Annotated in this window: 12 protein-coding genes; 7 read left to right on the top strand and 5 right to left on the bottom strand. The window is 46.1% G+C overall.

Annotated features, from left to right (window positions below):
* Positions 1–78: 78 nt before the first annotated feature.
* From ACMXI2_RS29605 to ACMXI2_RS29595, 3 genes are all read right to left on the bottom strand, one after another.
* Complete coding sequence (locus tag ACMXI2_RS29605) at positions 79–2,124, bottom strand: thioredoxin domain-containing protein (RefSeq protein ID WP_483779465.1); 2,046 nt, start codon at positions 2,122–2,124, stop codon at positions 79–81.
* Positions 2,125–2,297: 173 nt separating this feature from the next.
* Positions 2,298–3,089, bottom strand: coding sequence for a uroporphyrinogen-III synthase (locus tag ACMXI2_RS29600; RefSeq protein ID WP_483779464.1), 792 nt, complete (start codon positions 3,087–3,089; stop codon positions 2,298–2,300).
* Positions 3,090–3,124: 35 nt separating this feature from the next.
* Positions 3,125–4,150, bottom strand: a complete 1,026-nt coding sequence (locus tag ACMXI2_RS29595) for a DUF4271 domain-containing protein (RefSeq protein WP_483779463.1) — start codon at positions 4,148–4,150, stop codon at positions 3,125–3,127.
* A 217-nt stretch (positions 4,151–4,367) separates the two neighbouring features.
* Between ACMXI2_RS29595 and hemW the strand changes: the two genes are divergently transcribed.
* On the top strand, positions 4,368–5,495 hold the full coding sequence (gene hemW, locus ACMXI2_RS29590) for a radical SAM family heme chaperone HemW (RefSeq protein ID WP_483779462.1): 1,128 nt from the start codon (positions 4,368–4,370) through the stop codon (positions 5,493–5,495).
* A gap of 57 nt (positions 5,496–5,552) precedes the next feature.
* Here hemW and ACMXI2_RS29585 read toward each other — a convergent pair whose 3' ends face one another.
* Both ACMXI2_RS29585 and ACMXI2_RS29580 read right to left on the bottom strand, forming a co-directional pair.
* Positions 5,553–6,527, bottom strand: a complete 975-nt coding sequence (locus ACMXI2_RS29585; protein ID WP_079469911.1) for a deoxyhypusine synthase family protein — start codon at positions 6,525–6,527, stop codon at positions 5,553–5,555.
* A 152-nt stretch (positions 6,528–6,679) separates the two neighbouring features.
* Positions 6,680–7,132 carry a hypothetical protein gene (locus ACMXI2_RS29580; protein ID WP_483779461.1) on the bottom strand — a complete coding sequence of 151 codons (453 nt, stop codon included), beginning with the start codon at positions 7,130–7,132 and terminating at the stop codon, positions 6,680–6,682.
* A gap of 305 nt (positions 7,133–7,437) precedes the next feature.
* Here ACMXI2_RS29580 and ACMXI2_RS29575 point away from each other — a divergent pair, with 305 nt between their 5' ends.
* The 6 genes from ACMXI2_RS29575 to ACMXI2_RS29550 all read left to right on the top strand — a co-directional run bounded on the left by ACMXI2_RS29575 (position 7,438) and on the right by ACMXI2_RS29550 (position 12,469).
* On the top strand, positions 7,438–8,034 hold the full coding sequence (locus ACMXI2_RS29575; protein ID WP_483779460.1) for an acyl carrier protein phosphodiesterase: 597 nt from the start codon (positions 7,438–7,440) through the stop codon (positions 8,032–8,034).
* A gap of 95 nt (positions 8,035–8,129) precedes the next feature.
* Entirely contained in the window at positions 8,130–8,729 is a 600-nt protein-coding gene (locus ACMXI2_RS29570) for a DUF2911 domain-containing protein (RefSeq protein ID WP_483779459.1), read from the top strand.
* A gap of 379 nt (positions 8,730–9,108) precedes the next feature.
* A complete protein-coding gene (locus ACMXI2_RS29565) occupies positions 9,109–10,248 on the top strand; it encodes a cystathionine gamma-synthase (protein WP_483779458.1) in 1,140 nt (379 codons plus the stop codon).
* Positions 10,249–10,392: 144 nt separating this feature from the next.
* A complete protein-coding gene (locus ACMXI2_RS29560; RefSeq protein ID WP_483779457.1) occupies positions 10,393–11,166 on the top strand; it encodes a TIGR02757 family protein in 774 nt (257 codons plus the stop codon).
* A gap of 17 nt (positions 11,167–11,183) precedes the next feature.
* Positions 11,184–12,125, top strand: coding sequence for a DUF6263 family protein (locus tag ACMXI2_RS29555; protein ID WP_483779456.1), 942 nt, complete (start codon positions 11,184–11,186; stop codon positions 12,123–12,125).
* Positions 12,125–12,469, top strand: coding sequence for a hypothetical protein (locus tag ACMXI2_RS29550; protein WP_483779455.1), 345 nt, complete (start codon positions 12,125–12,127; stop codon positions 12,467–12,469). Before ACMXI2_RS29555 ends, ACMXI2_RS29550 begins: the two co-directional genes overlap by 1 nt.
* Positions 12,470–12,502: the final 33 nt, after the last annotated feature.

The raw sequence follows: 12,502 nt of genomic DNA, 5'->3' as shown, positions 1-12,502 counted from the left end.
TTTAACATTTTATTATATAAACGTAATAACATTTATTGAATCAACAGCCTCCCTTACAAGCGGCAAGTTACATAATTATTATATTAAATTAATAATTTCTCGTATATAATATACGGGCTTAATGCAATGATAATCTTTACATAAATACACCAAAGTGTCATTTCCCCGCTCCCGCTCGGTTAACAGCGGAATCGCCGGAATATTTTTTTCTGCGCCGACAAGAATCCTGTACGGAATAAACCATTTTCCCGCTTCGTCCATTCTTTCCCTGAAATCTTTTCCAACAATGGCCAGTTCGGGGGTACCCTTTACCAGCTGTAATAACTGGCTCCCCCACACGCCAAAGGAAGTAGGGTATCTGACTATCGTTTGCGACAGGCTGGAAACGGCTTCCACACAACGGTTTGCCCATTCCTTCTGATCAAAAACAACAGAAAGGTACCAAAGGTTCTGCATCATTACCGCATTGCCACTGGGCACCGCCCCGTCGTAGATCTCCTTCTTCCGTACAATCACATCGTTCTGACCCTCAATGGTGTAATAAAAGAACTGCCCGGCTTCATCACTGAAATGAGCTATCACAAACGCGGTAATATCACGCGCCTCATATAAATACCGCGTGTCACCGGTAATTTCCTGCAACGCTATCAGTGCACGGATCAAACACGCATAATCATCCAGGAACGCCGGATACTTTGCCTGGTCTTGTTTCCATGTATGATAAAAGGCACTACCAGCAGCGGCCTGGCGGAAATTGGCCAGACAAAAATCCATATTGCGAACTGCCATCTCCCTGTAAGCCGGTACACCCAATGCCGCATAAGCTCTACAGCAGGCATGTACCATCATGGCATTCCACCCCAGCAGTATCTTATCGTCCAACCCCGGCCGGATACGGTTAGCCCTTACTGCCAGCAGCTTTTCCCGGCAACCCTTTAACATGGCGCCCAAAATATCCATATCGTATCCCTTCTCCGCCGCAAAGGCCAACAGTGGCTGCTGTACCCATAAAATATTCTGTTCCTCCCAGTTTCCGTGATCCGTTACATCATAATACTCGCAGAAAGGCTTCGCCTGTTCCCCCAGGATATGATGGATTTCTGCCTTGCTCCAGGTATAAAATTTCCCTTCCACACCTTCGGAATCCGCGTCCAGGGCTGCATAAAAGCCGCCTTCGGGAGAAGTCATTTCACGGGTCATAAAGTCCATCGTATCCCTGATCGTTTGGGCGTATACCCCGTTGTGTGTCAGCTGGTAAGCATCGCACAACACATCAATGAGCAGGGCATTGTCATACAGCATCTTCTCAAAATGAGGCGCCAGCCATTTTTCATCGGTGGAATACCGGGCAAAACCACCTCCGAGCTGATCATAAAGCCCGCCCTGCAACATTTTATCGAGTGACAACAACGCCTGTTGCAGCGCTTCGGGATGTTGATACACATGATGATACCTCAGCAGGTAAGCAATGGTAAAGGTTTGCGGAAACTTCGGCGCCCGGCCAAAACCACCCCAGCGGGTGTCGGCCTGCTTCAGTATATTTTCGCAGATGGTATCACACTGCGCTTTTGTAAATAATTCTTCAAAGGGAATATTGAGATGCAAACCAGCCTGCTGCCCAATCTGAGCCGACTGCTGTATATGCTGCACCAGGTTATCTGCCTGTGATTCAATCTCTTCCCGCTTATGCCTGAATGCATCGGCGAGCGACAACAATACATCCGTCCAGGAAGGGCGGCTGTATGCCTTTACCGGTGGAAAATAAGTGCCTCCGTAAAAAGGTTTTTTATCCGGCGTAAGAAAAACGTTCAGCGGCCAGCCGCCAGCGCCGGTCATAGCCTGTACAGCATCCATGTAAATATGATCCAGATCGGGTCTTTCCTCCCGGTCTATCTTAATATTTATGAAATGTTCATTCATGATGGCCGCCGTAGCTTCCTGCTCAAAACTTTCCCGCTCCATTACATGGCACCAGTGACAAGCCGCATATCCGATACTTACCAATATAGGCTTATCCTCCTGCAACGCACGTTGCAGGGCCTCTTCTCCCCACGGATACCAGTTTACAGGATTATGCGCATGCTGCAGCAGGTATGGACTGGTTTCACTGATAAGCTTATTCATGGATTCCCCCTACACGATAAATAATGATTGATCTTCTATTTCTTCTACAAAGAAATTTATTTTTTCAGGATTACAAAGAAATATTTTGAAACCGGCCCCTGCACAATCATAGCAGCCAAAAAACAGGGATGGCGTAATGCCATCCCTGTCCAGTTTTATCGCAGAAAAAATGCTTATTTCTGTATTAATGTAGTCAGGTACTGCTCCAGCGCAGCTGCCATAGAAGGCGCCTGTGGAAGTGGTGCCTTTACATCCAGTCTTAACCCTGCTTCTTCCACAGCAGCGGAAGTAGTAGGACCGAAGGCGCCGATATGCGTCCCATTCTGCACAAATTCAGGCATATTCTCAAACAGCGATTTTACGCCGGAGGGACTGAAAAACACGATCATGTCATAAGCAGTAGCAGCCAATATTTCCTTTACATCTGTAGAAACGGTTTTGTAAAGGGTAGCGGTAGCATAGTCGCACTTGTTTGCTTTCAGCCATTCTTCAATATCTTTCTTCTGGCTATCGGAACTCGGGAAAAGGAATTTCTCATTATCCCGGTGTTTGTTCATTACCTCCAGCACTCCTTTGGTAGAACCATCTGCTCCGTAAAATACCTTCCGCTTTCGATAAAGAATGAATTTCTGCAGATACAACGCAACTGCTTCCGTAATACAAAAGTATTTGCAGTCCTGTGACACCTTAATCTTCATTTCCTCACAAATCCGGAAAAAGTGGTCTACCGAGTTACGACTGGTGAAAATCACCGCCGTAAAGCTGAGAATGTCGATTTTCTGTTTTCTGAACTCCTTCGCTGGCAAACCTTCCACCCTTATGAACGGATAAAAATCCAATTTTATATTGAATTTCCTGGCCAGATCAAAGTAGGGTGACTTTTCTGTTTCAGGCTTAGGTTGAGAAATTAGGATTGACTGAATTTGTTTTCCTTGCAAATCTTTTTTTGGCCCGCCTTTTATCATACGTTTTTTGCTCTTGTGTTAACAATAGGCGATAATCAGGGATTACCAGTTAACCAGATATTCTGCAGCACCTTGGTTAATATTAAAACAGGCGCTACTTCGAATGCGCAAAGGTAAAGAAAAAAATGCAATTTACTGAAAGATAGGTACTGTCTAACCAGTGAATAAGATCTAATATACCGGTAGATAATGAGTAATACAATAAAAAACAAAGATATATATAGGAAAGTGCGGGCTATTTCGGGCTTACAGAAGGCAATTATCACCAGGAACGGCACCAGTAACACCCCCAAAATCTTGTTGATCAGGTAAAGAATAAAAATATAAGCATCCGCCAGCTCAGAATTCCCGAATAACCAGCCACAAAAACGCAGCATAATATATTTAAAACCATACACCACAGCCACCATCATTATTAAACCAGGTATCAGCAACCAGGGCTCCGCCTGTGGAAATACCTGCTGACGGTACAACACCAGGTAAAAATACAGCCCCAGCGCAATAGCAAAGAAAATATTCAGCAACATGTTAGGGAAAGGCGATTGCGACAACTGGTCCTTTAACTGCCGCTGGCTCAACGTAGGATTCAGGAATGCCCGGAACAGATCCGAGAAATATTTCCGGTAAGCCAGCCGGATCACGCTCAGCACCAGCAATACCCCCGCCATCAGGTAAATAAGCCAGTCCATATTACGGTAGGGCCTTATCGGGTTGGTATCTGCAAACCGCGGTTTACCGGGTTTCAGGAAGACGTTTTCCTGCGATATCTTCTTCAGGTAAAGATCATATGCCGATACCGGCTTTACTTTAGGCGTTGCTGCCAATGCCAGGCTATCTGTTTTCAGATTTGCCGTGTCCTTCAGCAGCTTTGTGGTATCCTTTTTCACCCGCGCTACCGCCGGCAATGGAGCGGTACGCGCCTTCGGACGCGATGAATCTGCAGCTGTACGGGGCATCACCGGCTTTTTATTTACTGCCGGCGGCACCGCAGCGGAATCTGTTGTTTGTGCCAAAACGGGCAAATAACCTAAAATGAATAACAGCAGTAACCAGTTTCGCACCAGGAAAATATTTTGCAATGACTTTAAATCGGTTTTTCAATAACCCGTTTCCCACACAAAGGAATCAACGGCAATTAACAACGTCCTGCCCACATAACAAAAAGGAAACGTAATTATGATATCGCAAAGATATTAAAATAGTCCATAGTTGACCGGAGTGTAGTAAAGGGAAGAAGGTATCTTTGCGGTCAATACGGGTAAACAATTATAAAACGTTATGGCCGGAATTTATTTACATATTCCTTTTTGCAAGCAGGCCTGCTACTACTGCAATTTCCACTTTTCCACCTCGCTGTTACAGCAGGAGGCAATGGTGAATAGCATCCGGCAGGAAATCACCCTGCAAAAAGATTACCTCGCACAGGAGCCGGTACATACCATTTACTTTGGCGGCGGTACTCCCAGCCTGCTGAAGGAGCAGGAACTCACTGCCCTCCTGTCGCATCTGCGCGCCACGTTTGCGGTAGCAGCGGATGCGGAAATTACCCTGGAGGCCAACCCCGACGACCTTACGGCCGAAAAACTGGTGCAGCTGAAAGCCGCCGGCATCAACCGCCTGAGCATAGGCGTACAGTCGTTTCATGAAGAAGACCTTACCTGGATGAACCGCGCGCACAACAGCCGGCAGGCACTGGATTGTATCAAACAGGCGCAGGATCTCGGGTTTCAGAATATCACCATCGACCTTATTTACGGAGGGCCCACGCTCACCAATGAAGGCTGGGAACAAAATGTGAAGCAGGCCATTGCACTGGGCGTTCCGCATTTATCGTGCTATGCGCTCACCGTAGAACCGGGAACGGCGCTGGATCACTTTATAAAGAAAAAGAAAATGGCCGCCACCGACCCGGACAAAGCAGCACAGCATTTTGAAATGCTGATGGAATGGCTGGGAGCAGCCGGCTACGAACATTACGAAATCTCCAATTTCGCTTTACTGGGGTGGCATTCCCGGCATAACAGCAGCTATTGGCAGGGCAAACCCTATCTCGGGCTGGGCCCGTCGGCCCACTCGTTTAACGGCACATCACGGCAATGGAACATCGCCAACAACGCCCAATACATAAAAAGCATTGCGGCAGATACGGTTCCTTTTGAAATAGAGTCGCTCACTACTGCGATGCAGTTCAACGAATACATCATGACCTCCCTCCGGACCTCCGCGGGATGTAACCTGGAATGGGTGACAGAGAAATTCGGAACAGATCATACCATTCATTTACTGGCACACAGTGAACCGTATATTACAATGGGCCGTATAGAGCGGGTAGGGGAAACGTTGCGGTTAACAAAAGCTGGTCGCCTGTTTGCAGACGGAATAGCCGGTGAGTTATTCATCTCATAAAAAAACAGCGGAGATAATATCCCCGCTGCTCTTCTATATAAATACAGTCAATGTTAATTACCATCCCAGGATGTACGCAAACATCAGCGGCGCCACAATGGTAGCATCTGATTCTACGATAAACTTGGGTGTATTGATATCCAGTTTACCCCAGGTAATTTTCTCATTAGGCACTGCGCCGGAGTACGAACCATAAGAAGTAGTAGAGTCGGATATCTGGCAGAAATAACCCCAGAAAGGTACATCTGTCCATTCCAGATCCTGGTACATCATCGGTACCACACAAATCGGGAAGTCGCCCGCAATACCGCCACCAATCTGGAAAAAGCCAACGCCTTTACCAGCGGAATTGTTACGGTACCATTCAGACAGGTAGATCATGTATTCAATACCGCTTTTCATGGTAGACGTTTTCAGATCGCCCTTGATGCAGTAGGAAGCAAAGATGTTACCCATTGTACTGTCTTCCCATCCCGGAACGATGATAGGAATATTTCTTTCGGCAGCTGCAATCATCCAGCTGTTTTTTGGATCAATTTCGTAGTGTTCTTTCATCACACCGCTCAGCAGGAGCTTGTACATGAATTCGTGCGGGAAATAGCGCTCACCGGCTTCTTCAGCATCTTTCCATATTTTGTAGATATGCTTCTGAATGCGGCGAAAAGCTTCTTCTTCCGGGATACAGGTATCTGTTACGCGGTTAAAGCCCTGCTCCAGCAGATCCCATTCTTCCTGCGGGCTCAGATCACGGTAGTTAGGTACCCTCTTATAGTGTGTATGCGCTACCAGGTTCATGATATCTTCTTCCAGGTTGGCGCCTGTGCAGGAAATGATATCCACTTTACCCTGACGGATCATTTCCGCGAAAGAAATGCCCAGTTCAGCCGTACTCATCGCACCGGCCAACGTCACCATCATTTTACCACCTTCCAGTAAATGTGTTTCATATCCTTTGGCAGCATCCACCAATGCAGCTGCATTAAAGTGGCGGTAATGGTGCTGGATAAATTGAGAAACAGGTCCCTTATTCATGTCATTTAATCATTTATACATTAACAGTCTGGCTAATAAAGCCTTAACAGGTGGCAAAGTTAAGATAATTTTTGCAGGGGCAAGGGCGTGGGGATAAAACAAAAGGGCCCTGGGCAAATGCCCCGGGCCCTGTATTTTTAACACTACTAAAACTAAGCTTTTTTCAGACGGCTGTATACTTTCATATTGGCGTCTGCATCGGTTTTGATGATGGTCCAGGTATCAGTACTCTCCAGTGTTACAAAATATACCACATTATCTGAAGAAGCATATTCCACTACACAATAAACGCTCGTATTGGAATACTTTTTATTCAGTTTACTGAGTACTTTCAGCGGCAGCTGTTCTGCCTGCAGGTACCGGGAAGTGGCCAGCAGGGTACCATCTTCCTTGAAGAAGGCGGTCACCTTTGTGTTACTCATGGTAAACTTGGCGGTAAAGGTTTTGTTATCATCCGTGTACCACTTTACATCCTTAGCACCGGTGAAAGATTCATTGAAAGTACTGTTGATCTTGTTGTTAACAGTAGTTTCATAAGGGCTTGCGAAAAGCACATTGGCACTTAATACAAGCGCTGCGCTGACTAATAAAATAAGTTTTTTCATGGCGGAAAAAATTTATGGTGATTGTAATTTTTTTTGTTTCGATGAGTCAAAGCTACACCCGGAAGTGCCCAGTGGTCAAGGCATACTTTACTGATGGAGGCACATGATTAGTTGGGCTATCCGTTAATGAACGTCCGCCTGACCGGTGGCGGACATACGGCTATACAGACCAGCCATAGCCTGTTTGTTGGTGCCAACCTGCCAATGTTGCTTGGGTGAGAGTTAAGAAATTGTTAAAATGGATAAGGTTTTTTAGCGGTTAACCGGTCACTATCAATTGCTGCATAAATGTGTATCTTGAGAGGATGAACCACCTGGCCCATGCTTACTTGTCTTTTTGCCAGCCGGAACTGATCACCGGTAACCTCATTGCAGATTTTGTAAAGGGCCGGAAAAATATGGCTGTCTATACAGAAGGTATCCAGCAGGGCATCCGGATACACCGGGCTATCGACAACTTTACTGACCAACATCCGGTAACGGGCAGGGCTAAACAATTTTTCAGGCCGTCCTGTGGATTATACAGCGGTGTGTTCACGGACCTGGTATATGATCATTTCCTGGCCGTTGACCCGGAGCGCTTTACAAACGATTCCCTGTATTCGTTTGCCCGTTACGTTTATAGCCAGATTAACCAACGCGCAGAACAGCTCCCGCCGGCTTTTTTGCAGATGTTTGAACATATGCAGGCGTACAACTGGCTGTATAACTACCATACTACAGAAGGAATTTCCAGCTCCATCAGGGGAGTAGCCCGCCGCGCCAGGTACCTGGAAACCGATGGCAACATTGTATTTGCCGTGTTTATGGAACACTATGCCGCCCTGAAAGAATGCTACCAGGATTTCTTTCCTGAGCTGCAAACTTATGTGGAAGAACTGTTACAAACCGAAAACCGCTAACGGCTTGTTAAATGAGAGAACTACGCTTTTAAGATTCCTTAAAAAAAAGTAGGTTTGCCACCAATAATCTATAAAAGAAATAAAGCTTTTCCAGGATGATGAAAAAAGTTCTCCTTTTTGCCTTTGTAGCAGGTTTAATCAGCTTAAGCGTTGCAGCACAGGATAAAAAACTACCTCCACTTGATGCCAGCCCGATGGACATGGCCTATTACCCTGTAATGTATCCGTATGTTGTAAAAGTAAAGGGCGAACCCGGAACACTGGTAGCCAGAGTAATTTACAGCCGCCCGCAAACCAAAGGAAGGGATATCTTCGGAAACCTGGAAGAATACGGCAAAATATGGCGCCTGGGCGCCAATGAGGCCACGGAAATAGAGTTCTTCCGGCCCGTAATCGTTGCCGGTAAAAACATCCCGAAAGGACGTTATACCCTCTACGCCATTCCAACAGAAAAAACCTGGACCATCATTCTGAACAAAGACACCGACGTATGGGGAGCCTTCAAATATAATCAGAAAAAGGATGTGGTAAGAACTGCCCTCCCTGTATTGTCACTGGATACACCGGCAGAAGCGTTTACAATGGCGTTTGAAAAAGCTGATCCGGGCGCCAACCTCATCATCGCCTGGGATAAAGTAAGCGTAAGCCTCCCTATTAAATGGTACGAGGGTTCCACTGTTCCAAAAAAGAAATAAATCTTACATTATAAAATGCCGCCGGGGCGGAGTAAAAGCAGTGTTCTCCTGCTTTTACTCCGCCCCGGTAACGTTTATCTGAAAACTGTTTACACAGTTGTTGCTGTAAAAAGAAAAAGCGGTAAGAATACCGCCTTAAGAATTTTAACCATATCCTATGAAAAACCTAAAACAAATGTAGCCGGTTTATCCATATCCGTTAGTGGCTAATTGGTGAACGATATAAAAATGTTCGTAAGCGTCGAAATTTATGCGATCATATTTTAATATAAGCTAAAATGGACAAGTTTGCCCTTCATCAATTGGCCAATCTCCAATCGCAAAAACTGGAGTATATTTGGAAACCATCAGAAATTGATCATTTTAAACTATTTAAGACATGAAGCTGGGTACTAAACTCATACACGCAGGTGTAGCTCCCGATCCGTCTACCGGCGCTATTATGACGCCGATTTTTCAAACATCTACCTACGTACAAAGTGCGCCGGGAGTGCATAAGGGCTATGAATACGCCCGGACGCAGAATCCTACCCGCGACGCCCTTCAGAACGCATTGGCAGCCATTGAAAACGGTACGCATGGCATTTCTTTCGGCAGCGGACTGGCAGCTACAGACGCGGTCATGAAACTCCTGAGTCCCGGCGACGAAGTAATTGCCACCAACGACCTTTACGGCGGCACCTACCGGATCTTTACCAAAGTGTTTGAACGTTTTGGTATCCGGTTCAATTTCATCGATATGTCTGATGCCCGGAATATAGAAGCCCATATTAGCCCCAAAACCCGGATGATATGGCTGGAAACACCTACCAACCCGCTTTTAAAGATCATAGATATTGCGGCCTGTGCCACCATAGCCCGCAAAAGTGAAGTCATACTTTGTGTAGATAACACCTTTGCATCGCCTTACCTCCAGAATCCGCTGGACCTGGGCGCTGATATTGTGCTGCATTCGGCCACCAAATACCTCGGAGGCCACAGCGACGTGGTACATGGCGTAGTGATTGTAAAAAATGAAGACCTCGCCAAACAGCTGTATTTTATCCAGAACAGTTGCGGCGGCGTTCCCGGTCCGCAGGATTGCTTCCTGGTGCTCCGCGGTATCAAAACATTACATGTACGCATGCAGCGCCATTGTGAAAATGGCGTAGTAGTAGCCAATTTCCTCCGCAACCACCCCAGAGTAGATAAAGTATACTGGCCCGGATTTACAGATCATCCTAATCACGATATCGCCAAACAGCAGATGAGAGGCTTCGGAGGAATGATGTCCTTTACATTGAAAGATGATAGCATAGAGTCGGCTAACCGGATCCTGAGCAACACCCATTTATTTGCCCTGGCAGAATCACTGGGAGGAGTAGAGTCGCTGATAGGCCATCCCGCCAGCATGACACACGCCTCCATTCCCCGTGCGGAAAGAGTGAAGAACGGACTCGCAGACTCCCTGATCCGGCTGAGCGTGGGTATTGAGGATGCAGATGATCTTACCGAAGACCTTGCAAAAGCTATCGGCTAAGTAATAGATTTTAATTCTTATGCGGTAAAAATTATCTTTACCGGGAAGCGTAAATATTTATCCTAACCATATCCAGCGCCTTTACACATCTGAATTGAAGATTCCGGTGTGAAAAGGCTTGTGGTAATACACGTGATTAAACTTATGAAGATCCAGAAATTAAGGGAGTTTTTAGATGCCAAGGCAGCATACTATAATCACCCGGACTTTATAGCTAATGATCCTATTAGCATACCGCACCGGTTCAGTGTATTGCAGGATATCGAAATCGCCGGGCTTTTTGCTGCTGTACTGGCATGGGGAAACCGCACCAGTATTATCAACAAATGCACGGAACTAATGAAAATGATGGATGATTCGCCGTATGACTTCATCCGTCATCATCAGCCTCGGGATCGTATGAAATTACTTTCCTTCTGCCACCGTACTTTCAACGGTCTGGATCTGCTGTATTTTGTAGAGTTTCTCCAGCATTATTACACTAATGTAACATCGCTGGAATTTGCCTTCAGTGCCCACATCACCCCGCAGGATGAAAATGTGGAAAAAGCACTGATCGGATTCCGGAAAGTGTTTTTTGCACTGGAGCATCCGGAAAGAACAGTTAAACACATCGCCACACCAGCAAAGAACTCTGCCTGCAAGCGATTGAATATGTATTTACGCTGGATGGTGAGAAATGACGAAAATGGCGTGGATTTTGGGCTCTGGCAGCACATATCACCTTCGCAACTGGTATGCCCGATGGATGTACACGTGAGCAGAGTGGCCACCAGGCTGGGAATCATTGCCGAGCCAAAGGCCGACTGGAAAACAGCCACCGCCCTTACACACCAGTTGAAGAAACTGGATCCTGACGATCCTGCCAAATATGATTTCGCCTTGTTTGGCCTCGGGGTGATCGAAAAATATGTTTGATAAAATAAAAAATGATAATGAAAAGAATCCTGGGACTGATTGCATTGGTAGTAACACTGTCTTTATCCGTTAAAGCACAGGAATATGTAGCCCTGAACTATACCTTCAATAAAGGAGAGCTATTTGAACTGGAACAGAAAAGCAGAAGCGAAACCTATATGACGGTGAATGAAATTGTACAACGCACCACCCGCGATTACAACAATATCATTACTATGGAGGTAACCTCCGTGGAACCAGGCAAAACTATCCTCACTTTCCGTTACAAAGATCTGAAATTCAATTTCAACGCTAAAAATCAGAACATCTTTGTGGATGCAAAGGTCACCAAACAGGAAGAACCCTTCCAGGCAGGACTGAAAAAAGTGCTGGACCAACCCTTTACCGTGGAAATACAAACCACGGGGATCATCAATAAGGTAGACGGACTGGAAACCATCCTGGACAATGCCGCCAGCGCTTTCAGCACCCTTAAAAAAGATGAACAGGAAGCCTACAGGAAACTGATGAAAGACCAGTTCGGAACAGATGCTTTCCAGAGCTGGCTGGAACAACTGCTGATCATGTACCCCGCACATGGTATTAAAACCGGCACACAATGGGAGGAAAATGTTCCGCTGCGTGGTGGCCTGATAGGCCGGATAGACCTCTACTGGAACCTGCAGACATGGGACACACAAACCGCAAAAATCGGCGGCACCTCAAAAATCAATACCGATAAAGTACAGATGCTCACCCTGGATGATGGCATCAAAGCTACCGCGGAGATTAGTGGTACCACCTCCTCCAACTACCTCATTAACCGCAGCAGCGGCTTACCCAGCATCTGTGTACAAAACACTGATATGTCCGGTAACTATACCTACAAAGCCGATAAAGCAAAACGTATAAAACACGACCTGAAGGTACCGGTGAAGGTAGTTACCAACGCCTCCTACAAGATAAAACAAATGAAATAATGACCGCACAGCCAGCGCAATATCTCCAGGAAACAGCGGCCTGGACACGGGACAACTTCGAAATAAGTGTACCCGTGAATGTTAGTTATGAATTACTGGAAGAAATACTGGCGGAAAAACTGCAGCAACTGATCAGCGAAAACTTCTCCCGGTTTATATTCCTGCTTTACCGCACAGATGTGGCGGAAAAAAAAGTAAAAGGAATACTGGAAGATGCCGCCGTAACAGGGGAAGACCCTTACAAGCCTATTGCTGCACTCATTATAGAAAGACAACTGCAAAAGATAACTTCCCGGGCCACTTACAAACAAAACGACCTGCCCGATGATGAAGAAAGATGGTAAAACAAGAAGGGGTGACGCTAAGCATCACCCCTT

The sequence above is a fragment of the Chitinophaga sp. G7 BAM 1005 genome, from assembly GCF_057126945.1.
The sequence above is the reverse complement of the archived record's forward strand: the minus strand, read 5'-3'. Positions and strand labels throughout refer to the sequence as shown.